This window comes from Dichotomicrobium thermohalophilum (assembly GCF_003550175.1).
Lineage (GTDB): Bacteria > Pseudomonadota > Alphaproteobacteria > Rhizobiales > Rhodomicrobiaceae > Dichotomicrobium > Dichotomicrobium thermohalophilum.
Genome location: NZ_QXDF01000001.1, coordinates 1 through 23,687 on the forward strand (window position 1 = coordinate 1; position 23,687 = coordinate 23,687).

Genomic DNA, 23,687 nt, shown 5'->3' on the forward strand with positions numbered 1-23,687 from the left:
CGGTCAGGAACGGTGTGGGTGGGAGACCTCGATCCAGACGATCGCACGATCCGATTGCTTACGGTTGCCCACCCACACAACCCTCATACACCATCACGAACACACAATTGCTTCGGCCCTGTGGGCCTCTCAATGACGATCTCACGCGTTGGGCGCCAGAGCTACATCAGCCCGGCGGCGCGGAGGCTGCCCGAACCTTCCCGCCCGACGATGATGTGATCATGCACGACGATCCCGAGCTTGCCGGCCGTCTCCATGATCTCCTTGGTCATGTGGATGTCGGCCTGTGAGGGCGTCGGATCGCCCGAAGGGTGGTTGTGCACCAGAATCAGCGCGGTCGCCGACAGTTCCAGCCCGCGCTTGATGATCTCCCGCACATAGACCGGCGTGTGGTCCACCGTGCCTTCCTGCTGCACCTCATCGGCGATCAGCCGGTTGCGCTTGTCGAGGAAGAGGATGCGGAACTGCTCAATCTCCGAATGAGCCATCGCCGCCTGGCAGTAATTCATGACCTGGGTCCAGGAGCTGAGCACCGGGCGGTCCATTATCTCCCTGTTGAGCAAGCGGAGCGAGGCAGCGCGCACCAGCTTCAACTCGGTAATCACCGCGTCACCCATTCCCGAGACCTCGCGCAGCCGTGCGGGCGAGGCGTTCATTACGGCGGCGAAGGAGCCGAACTTGGCAAGCAATTCCTTGGCAAGCGGCTTGGTATCCCGGCGCGGGATGGCCCGGAACAGGATCAGTTCGAGAAGCTCATAGTCGGGAAGCGCGTCAGCCCCGCCTTCCATGAAGCGCTGGCGGAGGCGCTGGCGGTGGCCGTGATGGTGCGGCCTGGCGGCCTTGCCGTTTCTCTTGCGTACGCGTTTGGACTCTGCCTCGGTCTCACCGATCGGCAGCGTGGCCTGTTCGGCAGCAGCTGGCGACTCACGGCTTTGGGCGTCGTCGAAACCGCTCGTCATGCACCCAGTTGCTCCACATCATAGGGCGGCTTGTGAAGACCGACTGGTGAATAGGTGAACACCTCGCAACCGTCTTCGGTGATGCCCACCGTGTGCTCGAACTGCGCCGACAGCGAGCGGTCGCGGGTGACCGCCGTCCAGCCGTCCTTGAGGATCTTCACATGCGGCCGGCCCAGATTGATCATCGGCTCGATGGTGAAGACCATACCCGGTGCAAGCTCCAGCCCCTCGCCGGGATTGCCGTAGTGCAGGATGTTCGGCTTGTCGTGAAACACATCGCCGACGCCGTGGCCGCAGAAATCGCGCACGACGCTGCACCGCTCGGCTTCGGCATAGCGCTGGATCGCCGCGCCGATGTCGCCCGTCGTGTTCCCGGGCTGCGCCGCGCCAATGCCGCGCATCAGGGCCTCGTGTGTCACCTCGATGAGCCGCTCGGCACGCCGCGCCACCTGCCCGACCGGGTACATCCGGCTAGTGTCGCCGTGCCAGCCATTGAGGATCAGCGTCACGTCAATGTTGACGATGTCGCCCTCGTAAAGCTGACGCGGGCCGGGAATGCCGTGGCAGACGACATGATTGATCGAACTGCAGATTGACCTTGTATAACCGCGATAGTTCAGCGTCGCCGGTATCGCGCCGTGGTCCAGCGCGAATTCCAGCACCAGATCGTCCAGTTCCTGCGTCGTGACGCCCGGCTGGACATGCGGCGCGATCATGTCGAGCGCCTCTGCCGCCAGCCGGCCGGCCGCACGCAGCCCCTCGAAGGCTTCCTCGTCGTAAAGCCGGACCTTGCGATCCGCGCGCCTCATATTGCTCTCCACTTCTGTCATTCCGTTCTTTCGCGGCTTACGCGCCGCTCAGGACGCTGCTTTCGCTGTCGTCACGGTATCCGTGAACGGAATGCGCCCCCGAACACTTATACCGTCAAGGCTGACATCGCAAACATAACACAGCATCTCGACGCCAGCCTCCTGCGCCCGCACAAAAGCCGCGGCGTAACCAGGGTCGATATCCCCGGCCAGCGCAAACCGATCGGCGGGGCGCTGCACGATGTACAGCATCACAGCCCGGTCGCCTTCCGCGACGCGCACGGCCAGCTCGTCCAGATGCTTTGCCCCACGCGCCGTCACGCTGTCCGGGAACTCGGCCAGGCCGGGCGCGCGGCTGAGATGCACGTTCTTCACCTCGACCAGGCAACGCTCGCTGGCGCCCTCAAGCAGGATGTCCACACGGCTGTTTGCGCCGTAGCGCACCTCCCGGCGCATCGTGTCGTAGCCCTGAAGTTCGGGAATACGTCCGTCCGCAATCGCTTCGCCCGCCAGCACGTTCGGATGGGCGGTGTTGATGCCAACATACTCCACGCCGTCCGCCCCGGCCATTTCGACCAGTTCCCAGGAGTACTTCAGCTTGCGCTTCGGGTCCGTACTGGGCGAAAGCCATACGCGCATCCCCGGCTCAGCGAGCCCGAGCATCGAGCCCGGATTGGGGCAGTGCGCCGTCACCGTCTCCCCGCTTTCGACCTGCACATCGGCGAGAAAACGCTTGTATCTTCGCTCAAGCTGACCGGGTATAAGCGGGCGCGGAAACTGCATTACTTAAGAGTAAGATGCGCCTGCGCGCGCGGCAAGAGCCGCCTATGGGCGTAGCAACGAAAGGCAACGGCGAGCGCTGATGGCGGAAACTGACACGGGTATCGTGACGGCCGGGCTGGTTGTGATCGGCGACGAAGTCCTGTCCGGCCGGACAAAGGACAAGAACATCGGCTATGTCGCCGAAAAGCTGACGGAGACCGGTATCCAGCTCAAGGAAGTGCGAATTGTCGCCGACGATCAGGCCGCCATCGTCGAGGCGGTCAACACGCTCCGCCAGCGCCACGATTATGTCTTCACGACCGGCGGCATCGGCCCGACGCATGACGATATCACGGCGGATGCCATCGGCGCGGCGTTCGGCTTGCCGGTCGAAATGGATGAGCGCGCGCTCGACATCATGCGCCGGCACTTCCGCGAGAGCCAGTTGACGCCCGCGCGGCTGCGGATGACGCGGATGCCGGTGGGCGCGGCGCTGATCGACAATCCGGTCTCGGTCGCGCCGGGCTTTTCGGTCGAGAATGTCTATGTGATGGCCGGCGTCCCCCAGATCATGCAGGGCATGCTCGATCAGGTCTTGCCGGACCTGCGCGCGGGGCGGAAAATCCTCAGCAGGACGCTTCGCGTCTCTGCCAAGGAGGGCGATATCGCAGACGTGCTGGGCGAGGTGCAGGCGGCGTTTGCCGACATCGCCATCGGCAGCTATCCGTTTCACGTGGACAACCGCTTCGGCGTCAACGTCGTGTTCCGCGGACCGGACGACGAGCGTCTGGAGGCCGCCTTGCGCCAGGTGCAGGAGGCACTTGCCGGGCGAAGCATCTTTTCCGACCTTCCCGGCGAGGACGACGTGAGCTAGCCCGAGGCAGCCGGCGACGACCGGTCGGCCGCCGGGGACCGCTCTTCGGGCGCCGTAGTCGTGTCGGCCTGTTCAGATCTCTTCTCCGTCGATGCGGCCCGCTCCTCGGACGCATCCTCGGCCCTGCTGTCCGGCGCCTCTTCGCCGGGCGGCTCTGCGTCAGCCTTGGCCTCCGCCGTTTCGCTGGGAGTCATGACGGCATCTGCTTCGTCGTCAGGTTCGGATGGTTCCGGCCTGTCACGTTCTTGCAGCTCGTCCTCGGCAAGCCCTTCCGCGGTATCGTCTTCCCAGCCGTAATGCGCGGCCAGCCGGGCCAGCAGCGTCTCGCAGGCCTCATTTAATAGCTCGACGCTGATTTCCCCGCCGATCAGATAGCTGGGACCGTCCTCGGCCCGCGACTTGCCCGACTCCGCAGCCTCCAACCGCGACACCAGCGACACGGCGGCTTCCGCGGCCACGCGACCGCCAGGGACGCGATCGGCCAGAAATCGCTTCGGCTGTGCGTGCCCGTCGAACAGGCTCTGCGCATCGGCGGGCCGCTCTCGGGCCATTGTTTCGCAGCGCGCCGTTGTCGCGAGAAACGCGTCAATGTCCGCGCGCAGGTGCGGCTCGTAGCGGCGCAATTCCTGCGCCCAGTGCCGCGCACGCGCCAGTTTCGTCACGATGACAAACTCGCGCTCGCTTACATCGCGCACCTGCTCCCGGAACATCGCGAGGCGCGAAGCGATCTCCGCCGTTGCAAGCCCAGCGCCGAGCTTTGGCAGCGCCGCCTCGTGGTGCGCCAGATAGCTGCTCTCGTCGATCACAGAGGTGAGCGCGCTCGATAGGAAATAGAGGATGCCGTCCAGTTCTTCCGCGCTCTTGCGCTTGATCGGCCACATATCTCTTGCCCCCGGAAAATGCTTCGTCTGGTTGTTGGAAACGCGGACCCCGGACTCAAAACCGGCCCGACTCCCATGAGAGCCGGACCGGCGATGCTTGAAAGCTGTGCGGCGCGCGTTTTACGAACAGCCGCTCGTCGCCCCGCAGGTGTCGCACTTCAGGCAGGTGCCGTTGCGCACAAGCGTGAAGTTGCCGCAGTCACCGCATGCTTCACCCTCATAGCCCTTCAGCCGGGCCTCTGAGCTAAGGCGCGCGGTCGATACCACCTCAGCCTCCACGCTGGTCGGCGTGACGGCCTCTTCCATCACCCGTGACGCCTGCGCTTCGTGCAGCGCGGTTGTGATGTTCTGCTGCAGAGCGGCCACAGGATTGGCGTTCGCCTTGTCCTCGGCGACCATCACGACCTTGTTGTCGAACGACCCGCGCATCATGCCCCGGCTCATGTAGCGGTCTGCCACCACGGCGACCTCGCCGCCTTCGTTTTCGCCGCTGCCAATGGTGGTATCACCCGCTTCGGCCGGATCGACATGGGCGAGATCCTGGCGCTCAAGGTACGACACCGCCAGTTCCCGGAAGATGTAATCGAGGATGGATGTGGCGTTCTTGATGGTGTCGTTGCCCTGCACAATGCCTGCCGGCTCGAACCGGGTGAAGGTGAAGGCGTCAACGTACTCTTCAAGCGGCACCCCGTACTGCAGGCCGAGCGAAACGGCGATGGCGAAATTGTTCATCAGCGAGCGGAAGGCCGCGCCCTCTTTGTGCATGTCGATGAAGATCTCGCCGAGCTGGCCGTTCTCGTACTCGCCCGTGCGGAGATAGACCTTGTGACCGCCGACGGTCGCCTTCTGAGTGTAGCCCTTGCGGCGGTCGGGCAGCTTCTCGCGCTGGGCACGCATCCGCACGCGCTCCACCACGCGCTCGACGATCTTCTCGGCGACGACCTCGGCCTTTGCCTGCGCCGGCTGCATCGCCGGGACATCAGCGTCGTCCGTCTCCTCATCATCGTCAAGCGTCTGCGTGCTCAGCGGCTGCGACAGCTTCGAGCCGTCGCGATACAGCGCGTTTGCCTTCAGAGCCAGCCGCCAGGACTGCAGGTAGGCGTTCTTGCAGTCCTCGACCGTGGCGTTGCCCGGCATGTTGATGGTCTTGGAGATCGCGCCGGAGATGAAGGGCTGCGCCGCAGCCATCATCTGGATGTGGCTTTCGGTCGAGAGGAAACGCTTGCCCTTGCGGCCGCAAGGATTGGCGCAGTCGAACACCGGCAAGTGCTCGGGCTTGAGGCCCGGCGCGCCCTCCAGCGTCATCGCCCCGCAGACATACTGGTTCGCCGCGTCGATCTGCTGGCGCGTGAAGCCAAGCTCGGCCAGCATGTCGAAGTCCGGCGAGTCCAGCCGCTCAGCAGGCAAGCCCAGCACCTCCGTGCAGAAGTCCTCGCCAAGCGTGAACTTGTTGAAGGCGAACTTGATGTCGAAGGCGCTGGCCAGCCCGGCCTCCACCGCCGCGATCTTCTCCGGCGTAAAGCCCTTGGCCCGCAGCGTCTCGTGGTTGACGTGCGGCGCCCCTTGCAGCGTGCCGTGGCCGACCGCATAGGTCACGATCGCGTCGATCGCCGCCTTGTCGTAGCCGAGCCTGCCGAGCGCCTCGGGCACCGTGCGGTTGATGATCTTGAAGTAGCCGCCGCCCGCCAGCTTCTTGAACTTCACCAGCGCGAAGTCCGGCTCGATGCCCGTGGTATCGCAATCCATGACGAGCCCGATGGTGCCGGTCGGCGCGATGACCGTTGCCTGTGCGTTGCGGTAACCGTGCTGCTCGCCCAGCGCCAAAGCCTTGTCCCAGGCGTCGCAGGCCGCTTCGGCCACCCGCGGCTCCGGACAGGCCGCGGCGTTCAGCGGAACCGGCGGCGTGTTGAGCTTCTCGTAGCCGTCGATCTGACCGTGCGCCGCGCGGCGGTGGTTACGCATCACCCGCAGCATGTGCTCGGCGTTTTTGGCATAGCCCGCGAAGGCGCCAAGCTCGGCCGCCATTTCCGCACTCGTGGCATAGGACGTGCCGGTCATCAGGGCCGAAATCGCCCCGGCCAGCGCCCGTCCTTCGTCGGAGTCGTACGGAATGCCCGACGCCATCAGCAGTCCGCCCAGATTGGCGAAGCCGAGCCCCAGCGTGCGGTACTCGTAGGAGAGCTGCGCAATCTCCGGCGAGGGGAACTGCGCCATCGTCACGGAAATCTCCAGCACAACCGTCCAGAGGCGGCAGCCATGAATAAAGGCATCGACATCAAACGCCCCCTCGCTGTCGCGGAACGCCATCAGGTTCAGCGAGGCCAGGTTACAGGCCGTGTCGTCGAGGAACATGTATTCTGAACACGGGTTCGAGGCGCGGATGGGCCCCGAGGCCGGGCAGGTGTGCCAGTCGTTGATGGTGGTATGGAACTGGATACCCGGATCGGCGGAGGCCCAGGCCGCATAGCCGATCTGGTCCCAGAGTGCAGCAGCGTCGATCTCGCGGACGGTTTCACCCGTGATTCGGCCGCGCAGCGGCCAGCTCTCGCCCTTCTCGACCGCGCGCAGGAAGTCATCATTGACCCGGACCGAGTTATTCGAATTCTGACCAGCGACAGTGCGATAGGCTTCGCTGTCCCAGTCTGTGTCGTAGACCTCGAACTCGATCTTCTTGTAGCCCTGCCGCGCGAACTGTATGACGCGCTGGATGTAGTTCTCCGGAACATGCGCCGCACGCGCGGCCTTGATCTCGCGCTTGAGCGCGGGATTGCGCGCCGGATCGAAGCAGTCGTCGCCGCTGCCCTCGCAGTTCACCGCCGCGCGCATCACCGCGTTAAGATGCTTGGCGCAGGCCTTTGAGCCGGCGACCAGCGCGGCGACCTTCTGCTCCTCGACGACCTTCCAGTTGACGAACTCTTCAATATCCGGGTGATCGACATCGACAATTACCATCTTGGCGGCGCGCCGCGTGGTTCCGCCCGACTTGATCGCGCCGGCCGCGCGGTCGCCGATCTTGAGGAAGCTCATCAGGCCGGAGGATTTGCCGCCCCCGGACAGCGGCTCGCCTTCCCCGCGCAGCTTGGAAAAGTTGGAGCCGGTGCCGGAGCCGTATTTGAACAGGCGGCCCTCGCGAACCCACAGGTCCATGATGCCGCGCTCGTTCACCAGGTCATCCTCGACCGACTGGATGAAGCAGGCATGCGGCTGCGGATGCTCATAGGCAGAATCGGCCCGGGTCAGCTCGCCGGTCTGCGGATCAACGTAGAAATGCCCCTGGCTCGGCCCGTCAATGCCGTAGGCCCAGTGCAGGCCGGTGTTGAACCACTGCGGGCTGTTCGGCGCAGCCATCTGCATGGCGAGCATGTAGCGAAGTTCGTCGAAGAAGGCGCGCGCGTCCCGCTCGCTGTTGAAATAGTTGTTTTTCCAGCCCCAGTAGGTCCAGGTTCCGGCGAGCCGGTCGAACACCTGGCGCGAATCTGTCTCACTACCGTAGCGCTCGTCTTCGGCCAGCTCCGCCAGCGCCGCCTCGTCCGGCACCGAGCGCCACAGCCAGGACGGCACGTCGTTTTCCTCGACCCGCTTCAACCGCGCCGGCACGCCAGCCTTGCGAAAGTATTTCTGCGCGAGAATATCGGCCGCGACCTGGCTGAAATGCGCGGGCACCGAAAAGCTGTCCAGCCGGAACACGACCGAGCCGTCGGGATTGCGGATTTCACTGCTGGCCTTGCGAAAGCCGATCTCCGCGTATGGTGATTGCCCCTCAGTGGTAAAGCGCCGTTCGATCCGCATCTGTGCATCCCTCAAGATTTCGCCACGTTGCCGGGCGATTTTCAATTTGTGAATTGTCCAGCTTGACGCGAGAACGCAAACGCAAAACGGAAATGACGCACGCCGACGTCCGTGCCCGAAGACAATTTCGGCGCTCAATACGCTAAAACTACTATGGTGAAACGCATACGCGGCGGCGCCCTGGGTTGGCGCCATACAGATCGCGCGCCGACATCATGCTTTGCCGACGGCGTACGCAGCTTGATTGGTCAGAGTGATGACGCCCCGCTGGCGACTTCCCCCGCACGATGGGGTGAGTCGGGGCGCAAGGTCAAGTCTTGGTGCATGGTTTTCCCAGTGGACGCAACATATAGTGCCACCCCCGTTTTTTCGCGAGGTCTTGTGTTCGGCCGCTACAATCCCTGCGGCGACTCGTTACCGTTTGTAAGGCGATTCGCGCACGCCCCGACACGACGCCGAGCGCCGGTGCGCAAGCCTCTGGAAAAGCTGGGGATCAGCCGTTTTTCCGGAGAATTTCGCCAGTATTCGCGTCTCCCCGGGTTGGGGACAAACGCATTTCGCCGAGGTCTCCAACCCGCGCGCCGCCTTCGATGAGCCCGCGGCGTGTCATATGAATCACACAGCCGGCTTTATCGCGTTCAATGCGATAGAGGTGATATGCTGCTGGCGGCTTGCCATGGCCACTGGGCCGGGTCGCCGAGGCCGCCGCGGACGCCGATGGGGCGCCAACGATCGGCGTTATCCCGCCCGCCCAGGTCAGCCAGTTGAGCGTGAAGCGATGCTCATGGCCGTGCAGCACCAGCTCTGTACCGACGCGCTCCAGCACGTCCCGCAGTGCACGCGCGTCATGGAGACCGCGCCGCCAACTGGCCATCCCCGGCAGCGGTGGATGGTGGATCAGAAGCACCCGCGTCAGCCCTGCCGCAGCAAGCGCTTCTAGCGCTGCCTCCAGCTGCCCGAGCTGCGCGCGCCCCAGCCGCCCCGCCGCAATGAACGGCGCGGTCGCGCGGGCCGTGGACGTGCCGATCAGCGCGACCTCACCGAACACGCGCACATAGGGAAATATGGCACTGCCGCTTTCAAGAAATTCGGCACCGCGCGCATCCGAGCGCATATAGTCCGTCCAGAGCCGGAACCCATCACCGCCCCACTGCGGCACGTAGGCGTCGTGATTGCCGGGAATGACGCTGACATCGCCCGCTTCGCCCAGGCCGCGCAGCCAGGCAAGTGCGTGGGTGAACTCGGCCGGAAGCGCCAGATTGACAAGATCGCCCGTCACAGCGGTGTGATCTGGTGCGTGCGCCCGCAGGTCCGTTAAGATCGCATCAAGCGCCTCGGGACGGTGAACGCCCTGCCGCCTGTACCAGTTGACGTAGCCGAAGAGGCGCTTGCTCAGGAGCTGGTGGAAGCGCGCACGCGGCAGGGGGCCGAGATGCGGGTCGGACAAGTGGGCGAGCGTGAACATCAGCCTTCAGCGTCCCGCATCACCCTGCAGGCTAGATGCGGGTGATGGTGTTCGTAATCACCGGCTCGGCGCTCGGGTCGGGCATCTGGTCCGCGTCACCCGAGGGCAGGAAGCGCGAATCGACAGGCTTCGGCCGGATCAGCTCGACATCACCCGCCGGGCCATAGCGGAACGGCAGCCGGCGTCCGACCAGGAAGCTCTCGTCGCCGTAAGACCCCCAGCGCAGCAAGCGCTTGCGCGCATTCATGAAGCTGGCGTAGATCCGCGAGAGCAGCTCGTCCCCCTGCACCTGCTCGGCGATGACTTCGCCGGCGGCCTTGCCGATGCCGGTCAGCACCTCGTCCGGGAACTGGCGCAATCGCACCCCGTCTTCCTTGATAAGCTGCTGCAGCACCAGCCCGTGGAAGCTGTAATAGTCTTCCGTCATATCGCGGCGCTCCTGCTGGCAGGCCAGCTCCATGACTTTCTGGTGCTCCGGCTTCAGGCTGTTCCAGACCTGCATGTTCACGCCGATCGCCTGCATCGCCATCGGCGAGTGCACGCCCGGCCAGTAGTAGTAGCGTGCGTATCTGTAAAATTCCTTTTCGCGGTCTGCCCAGGGCCCGACGAACTCCGCCGCGTCCAGCTCGCCGTTGCGAAACGCCTCGGTGATCTTGCCGCCCGGCATGCTGACGGACTGGCCGCCGATCTTGTCGATGATTGGCCCGTAAATCCCCGGGACGCGATAGCGCAGCCCCTGGAAGTCGGCCATGGAGTTGATTTCCTGCTTGAACCAGCCGCCCATCTGCACGCCGGTATCGCCCGCGGCCAGCGGCATGATATTGTAGCGCGCCGAGAGTTCGCGCCACAGCTCCTTGCCGCCGAGATACTCCATCCAGGCCTCGTGCTCGGTAACTGTCATGCCGTAGGGCAGCGACCCGAAGAAGGCGTAGCCCGGCGACTTGCGCTTGTACCAGTACTGCTCCGAGCCATAATACATGTCGACATCACCGCGCGAGGCAGCGTCGAAGCTGTCGAAAGCGTCGACGATCTCGCCCGGCCAGAAAATCTTGATCTCGATCTGGCCTTCGGTCGCCAGCCGGATGCGCTCCACCAGACGACGCAAACTGGTCGAATAGCCGCGTGCGCTGGAATTGTAGGTCGAGGCCAGCCGGAACTGCCGCTTCCCCTGCGAAATCGCGGGGCGCGGAAAGCTCGCCGCTGCCGCCGAGGTCGCCGCCAGACCGCCGATAAATGCTCTACGTTTCATAACCTGCCCTCAAAAACTCTTCCGTGCCGCGGAGTCGTGTCCTGGATGGGTCGTTGAACTAGTCCGGCTGGACGTCGATGATTTTCGGTTCCGCGTCCACCGAACTGCGCGTTTCGCCGGGAACCTCGCGCGAGCCTTGCCGCAGAAGCTGCTGCCCGGACCCGTCCTCTCCCGGCGACACATCCCGGTCCAGTCCAAGCGCTTCGGAGCGGTCATAGTTGAACGGCAAACGCCGGGCGAGCAGGAACGCATCCTCGGCGACCTTGGTCCAGCGGAGAAGCTGGTAGCGGGCGCTCACGAAGTTGTCGAAAATCGCCTTGGCGTGCTCGCTGCTGTCGGCCAGCCGCATGGCAACATCGCTGGAGGCCTTGCCGAACTCGTTGAGCAGATTGTCGGGGAAGCCGATGATCTCGTTATTGCCGGAGCGCACAAGCTGGGTGATCGCCGCGGCGTTGCGCGAGTTGAACTCGGCGAGCATCCGCACGGCCTCGGTGCGGCAGGCCATCTTGATCAGTTCCTTCTCGCCCTCGGATAGCCCGATCCAGAGATCGAGGTTCATGCCCACGCTGATCTGCGTGCCCGGCTCGTGGAACCCCGGATGGTAATAGTATCGCGCCGCGCGGTGCAGCCCGAGCGCCATGTCGTTCCAGGGCCCCACCCACTCGGCTGCGTCGATCTCGCCGGCGCTCAATGCGTCGACCACCTTGCCGCCTGGCAGGACGACGGGTTCAGCCCCGAAGGATCTGTAGACTTCAGCGGCAAGGCCGGTCACGCGGATGCGCAGACCTTGCAAGTCCGCCTCGCTGCGGATCGGCTTGTTGAACCAGCCACCCATCTGCACCCCGGTGTTACCGGCGGCTAGCGGCTTGATGTTGTAGCGGGCCGAGAGATCGTCCCACAGCTCCTGGCCGCCGTACTTGTTGAGCCAGGTGTCCATCTCGATCGGGCTGAGGCCGAAGGGCACCGAGGCGAAGAAGTTGAACGCCGGGTCCTTGTCTTCCCAGTAGTACTCGATGGCATGATACATATCGACCCGGCCCTCGGCCACGGCGTCGAACATCTCCGCCACCGGGACGAGGTCATTCGCGCCGTAGGGCTTCACGGTGAGCCGGCCGCCCGTGGCTTCGGTGATCTTCTTGGCGAGGATCTGCGCGCTGGTCCCGTAACCCGGGTAGTTCAGCGGCCAAGCGAGCGCCATTTTCAGCTCGCGCTTGCCCTGTGCCACCGCCGGGGCGGCAACCGAAGATGTCGCAGCAACTGCCCCACCCGTAAGAAAGGTTCGGCGTTTCATTCAGCCCTCTCCCGCGTCGTACGCACTGCCGCGCTTGGCCGCCCTGCCCTGAAAGCAAGCCGTGCGCGGAAAAATTTCTCCAAATTCACCGACAATTTGATGCAACTGCGCGCGGGTCGCCCAGACCGCCCCACAACGCTGCGCGCTGCATCATCTGTCTTGCCGGCGAGTGTGCCACGCCGCGACGCCCTCGAACACGGGTGGCGTAAAAACTTTTTCAGAACCTGCTAGCACGTGCCAAGGGTGTTGTGGCAAAAAAATGATCCCCAGCAACTCAAAATGGTGCCGGCGTGAGGCTCAAAATCCGCGCGAACAGTTGATGGTCAGCAAAGTGAGGCGGCCTGATGAATTGGCAGGCAGGGAATCCCGCTCGCCAGCCCCTTTTTGTCTATGGCACGCTCCGGCGCGCTAGCGGTCATCCGATGAGCCGGGCGCTTGCGCACAACGCAAGGCGGCTCGGGCCCGGCGCGATCCGCGGCAGCATGACCTATCTCGGCCCGTACCCCGCCGTGGTCGAGGACGAGCAGGCTGGCTGGATCATGGGCGACGTTTTCGAGGTCATGGGCGGGCGCCACTTTTGGCGCGTGCTCGATATCTATGAAGGTTGCCACGAGGTAAATCCAGGCTATGAACGTCGCCGCATTCCCGTCCGGCTCGACGCGGCCGGGCGCGGCGTCTGGATCGACGCCTGGTGCTACCTCTTGAGCCCACAGCTGGGCACTTGCGGGTGAGCGTGCATCCGCGCGTTTGGAATGCCCACGCGGTTGAGATCGCATTGCGTTTCATATACCAATAAGAAGTTTTGAGCGCTTACGCTGCCGTAAAAGGGTCAAAAACGGCTCACTGGCGCGGAGCGCTGTGCACGAGTAAAGTACAAAGACAGCCAGGATGTCTCTCCAGTCGCTCACATCATTTTTCGCCAGCGCCCTTGAACTTCAGAGCCGCTGGCTGGCGTTTCACGCGCGCCTGCTGGAGACAATGACCTCGGCTTCTCCCGGTAACCCACGGCAGAAAACGCAGATGATGGACACGATCACGACCGAAGGCCAGGACAACCCGCAAGCCACGGGACGCAAACATGTTTACCGTTTCGGCGCGGGCGCGGCCGATGGCGGCGCCGGCATGCGCAACCTGTTGGGCGGAAAGGGCGCCAACCTCGCGGAGATGGCCTCACTGGGCCTGCCCGTGCCCCCCGGCTTCACCGTGACAACCGATGTCTGCACCGCGTATTTTGCCAACGATCACCAGTTTCCCGCCGGCTTGAAGGAAGAGGTCGAAAAAGCACTGAACTTCATCGGCGAAGCTGTCGGCGCGCGCTTCGGCGACAACCAGAACCCGCTGCTGGTCTCGGTGCGCTCGGGCGCGCGGGTCTCGATGCCGGGTATGATGGACACTGTTCTCAATCTCGGCCTGAACGACGAGACGGTCGAGGGCCTCGCGCGCCGCTCCGATGACCGCCGTTTCGCATTCGATTCCTACCGACGCTTCATCCAGATGTATTCGGACGTGGTGCTCGGCCTGGACCATCACCTGTTCGAGCAGGCGCTGGAGCAATACAAGAACCTGAACGCGATGGAGCTCGACACGGAGCTGTCCGCCGAGGACTGGGCGCAGCTTGTCGAGCGCTACAAGCAGATCGTTCAGGACAAGCTGGGCAAGCCCTTCCCGCAGGACATTCACGAACAGCTCTGGGGCGCTATCGGCGCTGTCTTCGAGTCCTGGCATACCGCGCGCGCGGTCACCTATCGCCGGCTGCACAACATCCCCGAGGACTGGGGCACGGCGGTTAACGTCCAGGCGATGGTGTTCGGCAACACCGGAGACCGCAGCGCCACCGGCGTGGCCTTCACGCGCAATCCATCGACGGGCGAAAACGCACTGTACGGCGAGTTCCTCGTAAACGCGCAAGGCGAAGACGTCGTCGCGGGCATCCGCACGCCGCAATACATCAGCGAGGCGGCGCGCCAAGCGGCCGGCGATGATCGCCCCTCCCTCGAAACCGTCATGCCCGAGGCCTTCGCCGAACTGCGCGACATCTGCCTGAAGCTGGAGCGCAACTACCGCGACATGCAGGACATCGAGTTCACCATCCAGGACGGCAAGCTCTGGATGCTGCAGACTCGCGCGGGCAAGCGCACCACCAAGGCGGCGCTCAAAATTGCAACCGATCTGACGGCCGAGGGCCTCATCACCAAGGAAGAGGGGCTGCTGCGCATCGACCCGGAACAGCTTGACCAGCTCCTGCATCCGATGCTCGACCCGAACGCCAAGAAGGAGGTTCTGACAACCGGACTTCCGGCGTCGCCGGGCGCGGCAACGGGGGAGTTGGTCTTTACCCCGGACGAGGCGGAGACGCTGCGCAACCTGGGCAAGTCGGTGATCCTCGCACGCATCGAGACCAGCCCGGAAGACATTCACGGCATGCACGCGGCCGCCGGCATCCTGACTGCGCGCGGCGGAATGACCTCGCACGCGGCCGTGGTCGCCCGCGGCATGGGCCGGCCCTGCGTATCAGGCGCGAAGGACCTGTCGATCGACTACGAGGGCCACAAGATGACAGCCGGCGGACGAACCCTGCACCGCGGCGACGTCATCACCATCGACGGCAGCACCGGCGAGGTCATCGCAGGCGAGGTGCCGACGCTTCAGCCCGAGCTCGGGGCTGACTTTCAGCAGCTCATGGACCACGCCGACGAGGTGCGCCGCATGAAGGTGCGCGCCAACGCCGAAACGCCGCGCGACGCAAAGCAGGCCCGCGAGTTTGGCGCCGAAGGCATCGGCCTGTGCCGGACGGAGCACATGTTCTTCGAGGGCGAGCGCACCACCGCGATGCGCGAGATGATCGTGGCGGACGACGAGTCGGGCCGCCGCGTCGCGCTCGCCAAGATCCTGCCGATGCAACGCCAGGACTTCCTCGAACTGTTCGAGATCATGGCCGGCCTGCCGCTGACGATCCGCCTTCTTGATCCGCCGCTGCACGAGTTCCTCCCTCATGAAGACAGCGACATCCGCGAAACCGCGCAGCGGCTGGGCGTCGACGAGGCGAAGCTGCGCACGCGGCTGGCCCAGCTCAAGGAATTCAACCCGATGCTCGGCCACCGCGGTTGCCGGTTGGCGATCAGCTATCCGGAAATCCCGGAAATGCAGGCCCGGGCGATCTTCGAGGCCGCGACCGAGGCCGGCCAGCGCACCGGCGCGCCGGTCGTGCCGGAGGTGATGGTGCCGCTGGTCGGGTTGGCGGGGGAGTTCAACGAGATCAAGGCGCGCATCGATGCAACGGCCGAGGAGGTGGCGCGCGAAACCGGCGTCAAGCTGGAGTATCAGGTTGGCACGATGATCGAGATCCCGCGGGCGGCGCTGCGGGCCAAGGAGATCGCCAAGTCAGCCGAGTTCTTCTCTTTCGGGACCAACGACCTGACACAGATGACATACGGCCTCAGCCGCGACGACAGCGGCAGCTTCCTGGGCGATTACATGTCGCGCGGGATCATCACGAACGACCCGTTCGTGACGCTGGATGCCGATGGGGTCGGCGAACTGGTGCAGATCGCGAGCGAGCGCGGCCGGGCCACCCGCACAGACCTGAAGCTGGGCATCTGCGGCGAACATGGCGGCGACCCAGCGTCGATCGCCTTCTGCGAAAGCGTGGGGCTGGACTACGTTTCCTGCTCGCCTTACCGCGTCCCCGTCGCCCGGCTGGCCGCGGCGCAGGCGGCCCTGCGCGCTCGCCAGACGAAGAGCTAGCTGAAAATGGAGGGGCGACGGCGACGGCCGCCCCCTGCAAATTTTTCAGCAACCTCAGCAAGCGGCGTCATCCACAGCCATGACGCCCGCCGCATGACGTCATCCCGCGAATCAGGCGTGCTTTCCCCAGCAGGTCAGCGCAGTGCGCTGCAGAGATGGCCGGGGAAGGCGAATTCTCAGATCGGTGCTCATAGCCATCGCCGTGGGTCTCGTCGCTGGCGCTGTCGTCGCCCTCCTGGTGCCGCAGCGCGACGCGGCTGACCGTGCGCCGGCCGAGCGGCCTGGTACCTTTCGACTCGTACCGCGCGAAGCACCCGATGTGCGGTATGGCGCGGCTCTCCCGGATCGCCCTGACCGCATCGTCGGGCGGGCGTCGGTCATCGACGGCGACACCATCGAAATCCGGGGCCAGTCCATCCGCCTGTTCGGCATCGACGCGCTCGAAGACGATCAGAAATGTCTCGCCGGCGGCAAGCGCCAGCGCTGCGCGCAGCGGGCCGCGAATGCGCTGTCCGAGAAGATCGGCCGCCGCAACGTCCTCTGCGAAAAGCGCGCCCGAGACCGCTACGATCGGATTGTCGGCGTCTGCTATGCGGACGGCGAAGACCTGAATGCCTGGCTGGTCGCCGAGGGGTGGGCGCTCGCCTACCGACGCTACTCGCGTTTGTATGTGGAGCACGAGGAGAAGGCGCGCCGCGCGAACAAGGGCGTGTGGGCAACGCGTTTCGTCAAGCCCTGGGAGGCCCGTCGCGGCAAGCGGCTCGGCCAACGCGTTGCCACGCGCCGGTGCGCCATCAAGGGCAACATCAGCGCGGCCGGCGAACGCATCTATCACGTCCCCGGCGGCTACTACTACGGACAAACACGGGTCGACGAAAGCGAAGGCGAGCGCTGGTTCTGCTCCGAGGCGGAGGCCCGCGCCGCCGGGTGGCGGCCTGCCCTGCGCTGACCGGATGCTTGAGCGTCCGGCTCATCCATTCATGTACAGTTCACGCCAAGCCCGCTAGTTTAGCCGCAAATGCATGATGTCACGGCCAAATCGGAAGAATGAACACGCTTTTGACACGGCTGCGCGGCAGTATCTGGATCATCACGCTGTTGATCGGACTGGTCGCGCCTTTCTCGCTCGCGGACGCGCAGGCCTGTACCTCATCCTGGTCAAAGTCTGGCTATAAGTCCTATTCTCAGATCAAGCGCGAGGTCCGGGCACGACTGGGCAATGCGCGGATTGTGCGGGTCGAGCTTTGCGGCAGCGGCGCTTCGGCATATTTTCGAGTCATTGCGCTGACGGGCGGTGATGGGAGTGCTACGCGCCGGGAACTGCGCATCAGCGCCCGATAAGGCGAAGCGCGCGAGTGTGGAGCACATTTTAAAGGTCTGCTGCAATGCGGATACTGGTGGTCGAGGACGATCAGGACCTGAACCGGCAGATCAAGACCGCCTTGTCCGAAGCCGGCTATGCGGTGGACTGCGCCTTTGACGGCGAAGAAGGTCACTTCCTCGGCGACACAGAAGCCTACGACGCGGTGATCCTTGATCTCGGCCTGCCAACCATGGACGGGTTGAGCATCCTGGAACGCTGGCGCCGCGAGCAGCGGAATATGCCAGTGCTGATCCTCACTGCGCGCGATCGGTGGAGCGAGAAGGTGGCCGGGATGGACGCCGGCGCCGATGATTACGTCGCCAAGCCGTTTCATATGGAGGAACTGCTGGCGCGCATTCGGGCGCTACTCCGGAGGCAGGCCGGCTTTGCCAGCTCGGAGATTGAGTGCGGCCCGCTGCGGCTGGACACGCGTTCGGCCCGCGTCACCTGCGACGGCGCGCCAGTGAAACTCACCTCGCTGGAGTTTCGACTGCTCAGCTATCTGATGCATCATCGCGGGCGCGTCGTGCCGCGCATGGAACTGGTCGAGCATCTTTACGAGCAGGACTTCGACCGCGACTCCAACACGATCGAGGTTTTCATCGGCCGGCTGCGCAAAAAGATCCCGGCTCATCTGATCGAGACGGTGCGGGGGCTGGGCTATCGCTTGGCGGAGGCCGGTAACGGCGACCAGGAGTGATGACCCGCAACTCTCTCGCCTTTCGTCTATCGGCCGCGGCGGCGGCCTGCATCCTGCTTATCCTGCCGGCGACGGGCGTCGTCCTCGTCTCGGTTTACCGGGGCGCCATTGAAGACAGCTTCGATGGCCGGCTGAACACCTACGTCAAATACCTGATCGGCTCGACCTTCCGGGCCGAGGAGGGCCTTCGCCTGGAAGCGCCGGAGACGCTGGGTGAGCCGCTGTTTTCGCTCCCGGCCTCGGGCTGGTACTGGCAGATCGCGCCGGCGAACGGCGAGGGTGAGCCACTGTTGAAATCCGCATCGCTGGTATCGGAATCGCTGGCGCTGCCAACGGCCGGAAACGATGATGGCGAATTGCAGAATGCCTATATCACCGGGCCTGACGGCGAGCTGCTGCGCGTCGTGGCGCGAGACATCATATTTCCTGGTCCTGGCGAAACGCGAACCTATACCTTTGCCGTGGCAGGGAATGCAGGGGAGATCGACGAGTCCGTCTGGAGTTTCACGACCATGCTGATTGCCGCCTTCGCCGCGCTGGGGGCGGCGCTGCTCGTCGCCACCTTCATCCAGGTGCGCTATGGCCTGCGTCCCCTGGGCGACATTCGCGCACGGCTGGCCGCGATCCGGTCCGGCGATGCCGAGAGGCTGGAAGGAGAGCTGCCAGCCGAGATTCAGCCTCTGCAGAAGGAGTTGAACTCGCTGATCCGTGCGAACCAGCAAATCATCGAGCGCGCGCGAACGCATGTCGGCAATCTCGCGCACGCGCTGAAGACGCCGCTCAGTGTTATCACCAACGAGGCGCGCGACCGCGACGATCCCTTCTCGCGCAAAGTCAGCGAACAGGCCGAGATCATGCGCCAGCAGGTCACGCACCATCTGGACAGGGCGCGGGTGGCCGCGCGCGCGGGCGTCGTCGGGCGCGCGACGGCCATCCAGCCGGTCATCGAAACGATGCGCGGCGCGCTGGCAAAGATTTACAGCGACAGTCAACTCGACCTGACGACCGATTGCCCCGGCAATCTGCACTTCGAGGGCGAGAAGCAGGATCTGCAGGAGATGATCGGCAACCTGATGGACAACGCCTGCAAGTGGGCCAATGGGCGGGTGGCGGTGTCCGCCGCCGCGCAGGACGGGGGCGGGCACTTTCTGCGTATCTGCGTCGATGACGACGGTCCCGGCCTGTCGCCGAAGGCGCGCGAAAAGGCGATGAAGCGCGGGCGCCGGCTCGACGAGAACAAGCCCGGCTCCGGACTCGGCTTGTCGATCGTCGCCGATCTGGCGAACCTGTATTCGGGTGATTTCCGGCTGGAGGAATCGCCGCTGGGCGGTCTGCGCGCCGTGTTGATCCTGCCGTCGGTTCAGAGCCCTTGAGACGCCGCAAAAATGACAGAATATCGCAATTCCCTCTTTTGGTAATCGTGAACAAATCGTGACCGATCGAGCGAGTCACGAGCAGCTAAACTTTCGGGGGCAACTTTGCGAAAAGGCGTTACCTTGGCGCTGGTCGCGGTGCTAAGCATTGCCGTGACCGGCTGTGCGAGCCGGCAGGAATCCGGCGCGGTGATCGGCGCGGTCACCGGAGCGATCATTGGCAACCAGGTCGGCGAGGGCACCGGCCGCGCGCTGGCGACAGCCGCAGGCGCGGTTGTCGGCGGCATCGTGGGCAGCGAGATCGGCCGCGAACTGGACGAGGCGGACCGTCGCCGTGCCGCCGCCGCGGAATACTACGCGCTGGAAGAGGAAGAGGTCGGCAGCAGCCGTGGCTGGCGGAATCCCGAGTCCGGCCATCGCGGCGAAGTGGTCATCAAGCGCGAGTACCGCCGCAACGGGCGCCTCTGCCGCGACTACGAGCATACGATCTATATCGAGGGCGAACCGGACGTGCTGACCGGCACCTCGTGCCGCGGCAACGACGGGCGCTGGCGCTCGATCGGCTGACGATCCGCACTGTTTTCAGCGCCGAAGCGATGGTCGCCGGGGCTTGCGTGGCCCCGGCGCATACGCGTCTTTTCGCCGCCAGCGCCTTGAATCGCGACCGGATTCGCTTGCGCTTCGAGCGGATCATTTCCTATTTTACGCCTATATGATGCGGAAATGAGCAGGGCGTGATGGTCCTTTGGACAGTTCTGGCCGTTCTGACAGCAATCGTCATCACTGTGGTCTGTCTGCCGTTGGTTCGGCAGAAGGGACAGCAGACGCTTGCCGCAGCGTCGGACGCCGAAATTTACAAGGCGCAGCTCGCCGAAATCGAAGATGAGCGCGCGCGCGGTATCCTGACCGAAAGCGAGGCCGAGGCCGCGCGCATCGAGGTTAGCCGCCGACTGCTGCGCAGTGCCGAGAAGGGCGAAAAGAGCGGCGCCGCAAGCCCCACCGCCAAGGAGAACGACGGGGCGCTGGTCCTCGTCTCGGTGCTGGTGCCGTTACTCGCGCTCGGCGGCTATCTCATTTTCGGCTCCCCCTCCTTGCCGCAGCAGCCTTACGCCGCGCGCTTCGATCAATCGCCGGAGGCCCAGCGCGTTGCAGAATTGGTCGGCCGGGTGGAAGAGCGCCTGCGGGAGCGTCCAAACGACGGCGAGGGCTGGGACGTGATCGCGCCAGTCTATCTGCGCCAGCAGAAATATCACGACGCCGTTTTCGCCTTTCAGCAAGCGCTGCGGCTGAACGGCGAAAACGCGGCCCGGCTCGAAGGACTGGGCGAGGCGATGGTGCTGCGCGACAACGGCCAGGTGAGCCAGACGGCGCGCATGGCCTTTGAACGGGCCTTGGTACGCAATCCGGGTAGCCTGAAGGCGCAGTTCTGGCTGGCCGTCAGCGACGAGCAGAACGGCGACCTAGAGCAAGCCGCCAAAGCCTACAGAAAAATTCTGGATGCCAGCCCGGAAGGCGCCCCGTGGCGGGCGATGGTCGGAACGCGGCTTGCCGTCGTGCAGCAGCGGATGGACCCGACGGGCGGGCGCGCACCGGCGCTGTCCCCGGAAATGAGGCGCTCCGCGGAGAACATGAGCCGGGAAGAGCGCGCGCAAATGATCGAGAACATGGTCGCCGGCCTCGCCGAACGGCTTGAAGCTGACGGCAGCGACCTCGAAGGGTGGCTGCGCCTGATGCGCGCCTACAAGGTGCTCGGCAAGTCGGGCGAAGCAAAGCAAGCCGCGGCCTCGGCGCGCGAAAATTTCAAGGATGACCCCAGCGCGCTGGAGCGCATCGACAGCGCGGCGCGCCAGCTGGGACTGCAGTCATAACGGGAAACGCGGGAGCGGTTAGACACAGATGACACGGAAACAGCGCCGGAGCGTACTGATTGTCCTCGGCCTGATCACGCTGGGCGCGGCGACCGCCATGGTCCTCACTGCCCTGCAGAGCAAGATCACGTTTTTCTATAGCCCCAGCGACGTCGTCGAAAAATCTGTGGGCCCCGGCGAACGCTTCCGCCTGGGTGGCCTCGTGGAAGAAGGCAGCGTGGTGCGCGGCGAGGGCACGACGATCCGCTTTTCCGTGACAGACACCGCCCGCTCCGTCGAGGTCACTTACTCCGGCATTGTTCCCGACCTGTTCCGCGAGGGGCAAGGGGTCGTGACGGAAGGCCGCCTGGATGAGAACGGCGTCTTCAAAGCCGACACTGTGCTGGCACGTCATGATGAGAACTACATGCCGAAGGAAGTGGCCGACGCGCTAAAGAAGCAAGGCGTCTGGCAGCATGGCCAGACCGAAAACGATGACAACGCCGCACAGGCTCGGCCCGCGGCGGAGACCTCGGTCCAGTAGACTGCGCAGTAACGCGAAACAGGAGAGGCCGGAGCCTTGATCACCGAGATCGGACATTTTGCGCTGCTGCTGGCGCTGGGCGTGGCGGCGGTTCAGACCATCGTGCCCGCCTGGGGCGCGCATCGCGGCAACGCAGCGCTGATGGAGACCTGCGTGCCGACGGCGGTCGCACAGTTTGCGCTCGTCCTGATCGCGTTTGGCGCGCTCACGCATGCCTATGTCATCTCGGACTTCTCGGTCTCCAACGTCGCCTACAACTCCCACTCGGCAAAGCCGATGATCTTCAAGATCACCGGCGTGTGGGGGAACCACGAAGGCTCCATGGTTCTGTGGGTGCTGATCCTGGCGCTGTTCGGCGCGGGCGTGGCTGTGTTCGGGCGCAACCTGCCTTCAACGCTCAAGGCCAACACGCTTGCGGTGCAGGGGTCACTGTCGCTGGCGTTCCTGATCTTCATCATTGCGACGTCCAACCCGTTCGAGCGGCTCAATCCGGCCCCGCCGGAAGGCAACGGACTGAACCCGATCCTTCAAGACGTGGCGCTCGCGTTCCATCCGCCGATGCTCTATGCCGGCTATGTCGGCTTCTCAATGGCGTTTTCCTTCGCCGTCGCCGCGCTGATCGAGGGCCGGATCGACGCCGCCTGGGCGCGCTGGGTGCGCCCGTGGACGCTGGCGGCGTGGATGTTTCTGACCATCGGCATCTCGATGGGGTCGTGGTGGGCCTATTACGAGCTTGGCTGGGGCGGCTGGTGGTTCTGGGACCCGGTGGAGAACGCCTCCTTCATGCCGTGGCTGCTGGGAACGGCGCTGCTGCATTCCGCCGTCGTCATGGAAAAGCGCGAGGCGCTCAAGGTCTGGACGATCCTTCTGGCGATCCTGACCTTTGGCCTGAGCCTGCTGGGAACCTTCCTGGTGCGCTCCGGCGTGCTGACCTCCGTCCATGCCTTCGCGAACGACCCCGATCGCGGCATCTTCATTCTCGCTATCATCGGCTTCTTCATGATCGCCGCGCTGACGCTTTACGCGTGGCGCTCGCCGCTGCTGCGCCAGGGTGGCGTGTTCGCGCCGATCTCGCGCGAGGGCGGCTTGGTGCTGAACAACCTGCTGCTGTCGACCGCCTGCGGCGTCGTGTTTGTCGGCACGCTTTACCCGTTGGCGCTGGAAGCAGTGACCGGCGAGAAGATCTCGGTTGGGCCGCCCTTCTTCAACGCAACGTTCATCCCACTGATGATCCCGCTTCTGCTCGCAATGCCCTACGGCCCGTTCCTGGCATGGAAACGCGGCGACATCCTGGGCGCGACCCAGCGCCTGGCGGTCGCGGCCGGACTGGCGTTCCTGGCGGGTGTCGCGGCCTTTGCACTGACGATGGACGGGCCGACCCTCGCGCCGATCGGGGTGGCGCTGGGCATCTGGCTGATTTTCGGCGCGCTGTCGGAAACGGCTTTCCGGATCAAGCTGTTCCAGGCGCCGCTGGCCGAGAGCTGGCGCCGGGCGCGCGGCCTGCCCCGGTCCAGCTATGGGGCAATGCTGGCGCATCTGGGCGTCGGCGTGATGGTGCTCGGCATCGTCGGCGTGAGCGCATGGGCGAGCGAGCGGATCGCGGCCATGAAGCCGGGTGAAACGCTGCAGTTTGCCGGAACGAGCGTTACGCTGAACGAGGTCACGCCGTGGCGCGGACCAAATTTCGTCGAGGAGCAGGCGCGCTTCACCGTCAGCACAGGCAGTGAGCGCAGCTTCACGCTTACGCCATCAAAGCGCCTGTACGACCAGCCCCGCCAGTCGACCTCCGAGGTTGGCATCCACCCGTTCTGGTCGGGCAACTTCTATATCGCCATTGGCGACAAGCTGGATGACGGGGCCTATTCGGTGCGGATGTATTTCCATCCCCTGGTCGTACTCATCTGGATCGGTACGGGCATCATGTTCCTCGGCGGCGCGATCTCTTTGGCGGATCGGCGCTTGCGTATCGGGGCGCCGCGCAAGAGCCGCAGTCCAGCGGCGGCGCCTGCGCCCGCGGAATGAAGCGAGATGGTCATG

Annotated in this window: 19 protein-coding genes; 11 read left to right on the forward strand and 8 right to left on the reverse strand. The window is 64.6% G+C overall.

Features of this window, described 5'->3' with window-relative positions:
* Positions 1-161 precede the first annotated feature (161 nt).
* The 3 genes from radC to sfsA are packed head-to-tail and all read right to left on the reverse strand — an operon-like array spanning position 162 to position 2,551.
* Complete coding sequence (gene radC, locus BXY53_RS00005; RefSeq protein ID WP_119059921.1) at positions 162-959, reverse strand: RadC family protein; 798 nt, start codon at positions 957-959, stop codon at positions 162-164.
* Entirely contained in the window at positions 956-1,789 is an 834-nt protein-coding gene (gene map / locus BXY53_RS00010; RefSeq protein ID WP_119059922.1) for a type I methionyl aminopeptidase, read from the reverse strand. The genes radC and map overlap by 4 nt, the downstream gene beginning before the upstream one ends.
* Before the next feature lie 27 nt (positions 1,790-1,816).
* A complete protein-coding gene (gene sfsA / locus BXY53_RS00015) occupies positions 1,817-2,551 on the reverse strand; it encodes a DNA/RNA nuclease SfsA (RefSeq protein WP_119059923.1) in 735 nt (244 codons plus the stop codon).
* 79 nt (positions 2,552-2,630) lie between these two features.
* On the opposite strand from sfsA, the gene BXY53_RS00020 reads away from it, so the two are divergent.
* Positions 2,631-3,404 (forward strand): competence/damage-inducible protein A, encoded by a 774-nt coding sequence (locus tag BXY53_RS00020; protein ID WP_119059924.1) that lies wholly within the window; start codon positions 2,631-2,633, stop codon positions 3,402-3,404.
* Here BXY53_RS00020 and BXY53_RS00025 read toward each other — a convergent pair.
* The 5 genes from BXY53_RS00025 to BXY53_RS00045 form a co-directional block, all read right to left on the reverse strand.
* Positions 3,401-4,285 (reverse strand): hypothetical protein, encoded by an 885-nt coding sequence (locus BXY53_RS00025; RefSeq protein ID WP_119059925.1) that lies wholly within the window; start codon positions 4,283-4,285, stop codon positions 3,401-3,403. The genes BXY53_RS00020 and BXY53_RS00025 overlap by 4 nt on opposite strands.
* A gap of 120 nt (positions 4,286-4,405) precedes the next feature.
* Positions 4,406-8,074, reverse strand: coding sequence for a vitamin B12-dependent ribonucleotide reductase (locus tag BXY53_RS00030; protein WP_119059926.1), 3,669 nt, complete (start codon positions 8,072-8,074; stop codon positions 4,406-4,408).
* A gap of 493 nt (positions 8,075-8,567) precedes the next feature.
* Positions 8,568-9,539, reverse strand: coding sequence for a metallophosphoesterase family protein (locus BXY53_RS00035; RefSeq protein WP_119059927.1), 972 nt, complete (start codon positions 9,537-9,539; stop codon positions 8,568-8,570).
* 31 nt (positions 9,540-9,570) lie between these two features.
* Positions 9,571-10,788, reverse strand: coding sequence for a TRAP transporter substrate-binding protein (locus tag BXY53_RS00040; RefSeq protein WP_119059928.1), 1,218 nt, complete (start codon positions 10,786-10,788; stop codon positions 9,571-9,573).
* Positions 10,789-10,846: 58 nt separating this feature from the next.
* Positions 10,847-12,079 carry a TRAP transporter substrate-binding protein gene (locus BXY53_RS00045; protein ID WP_119059929.1) on the reverse strand — a complete coding sequence of 411 codons (1,233 nt, stop codon included), beginning with the start codon at positions 12,077-12,079 and terminating at the stop codon, positions 10,847-10,849.
* A 344-nt stretch (positions 12,080-12,423) separates the two neighbouring features.
* On the opposite strand from BXY53_RS00045, the gene BXY53_RS00050 reads away from it, so the two are divergent.
* The 10 genes from BXY53_RS00050 to BXY53_RS00095 all read left to right on the forward strand — a co-directional run bounded on the left by BXY53_RS00050 (position 12,424) and on the right by BXY53_RS00095 (position 23,672).
* Positions 12,424-12,810: a gamma-glutamylcyclotransferase family protein gene (locus BXY53_RS00050; protein ID WP_119059930.1), complete on the forward strand. Its 387-nt coding sequence runs from the start codon at positions 12,424-12,426 to the stop codon at positions 12,808-12,810.
* Positions 12,811-13,102: 292 nt separating this feature from the next.
* Positions 13,103-15,823 carry a pyruvate, phosphate dikinase gene (gene ppdK / locus BXY53_RS00055; protein WP_245410407.1) on the forward strand — a complete coding sequence of 907 codons (2,721 nt, stop codon included), beginning with the start codon at positions 13,103-13,105 and terminating at the stop codon, positions 15,821-15,823.
* Between the two features lie 184 nt (positions 15,824-16,007).
* Positions 16,008-16,772: a thermonuclease family protein gene (locus BXY53_RS00060; RefSeq protein ID WP_245410301.1), complete on the forward strand. Its 765-nt coding sequence runs from the start codon at positions 16,008-16,010 to the stop codon at positions 16,770-16,772.
* A 98-nt stretch (positions 16,773-16,870) separates the two neighbouring features.
* The gene (locus BXY53_RS00065) at positions 16,871-17,164 is read left to right on the forward strand and encodes a hypothetical protein (RefSeq protein ID WP_119059931.1); all 294 of its coding nucleotides are present in this window, start codon (positions 16,871-16,873) and stop codon (positions 17,162-17,164) included.
* A 44-nt stretch (positions 17,165-17,208) separates the two neighbouring features.
* Positions 17,209-17,886 carry a response regulator transcription factor gene (locus tag BXY53_RS00070; protein ID WP_119059932.1) on the forward strand — a complete coding sequence of 226 codons (678 nt, stop codon included), beginning with the start codon at positions 17,209-17,211 and terminating at the stop codon, positions 17,884-17,886.
* The gene (locus BXY53_RS00075; RefSeq protein ID WP_119059933.1) at positions 17,886-19,259 is read left to right on the forward strand and encodes an ATP-binding protein; all 1,374 of its coding nucleotides are present in this window, start codon (positions 17,886-17,888) and stop codon (positions 19,257-19,259) included. The genes BXY53_RS00070 and BXY53_RS00075 overlap by 1 nt, the downstream gene beginning before the upstream one ends.
* 123 nt (positions 19,260-19,382) lie before the next feature.
* Positions 19,383-19,826: an RT0821/Lpp0805 family surface protein gene (locus BXY53_RS14330; protein ID WP_280985233.1), complete on the forward strand. Its 444-nt coding sequence runs from the start codon at positions 19,383-19,385 to the stop codon at positions 19,824-19,826.
* A 170-nt stretch (positions 19,827-19,996) separates the two neighbouring features.
* Entirely contained in the window at positions 19,997-21,127 is a 1,131-nt protein-coding gene (gene ccmI / locus BXY53_RS00085) for a c-type cytochrome biogenesis protein CcmI (RefSeq protein WP_119059934.1), read from the forward strand.
* 28 nt (positions 21,128-21,155) lie between these two features.
* The gene (ccmE, locus tag BXY53_RS00090) at positions 21,156-21,650 is read left to right on the forward strand and encodes a cytochrome c maturation protein CcmE (protein ID WP_119059935.1); all 495 of its coding nucleotides are present in this window, start codon (positions 21,156-21,158) and stop codon (positions 21,648-21,650) included.
* A 36-nt stretch (positions 21,651-21,686) separates the two neighbouring features.
* A complete protein-coding gene (locus tag BXY53_RS00095) occupies positions 21,687-23,672 on the forward strand; it encodes a heme lyase CcmF/NrfE family subunit (RefSeq protein ID WP_119059936.1) in 1,986 nt (661 codons plus the stop codon).
* Positions 23,673-23,687: the final 15 nt, after the last annotated feature.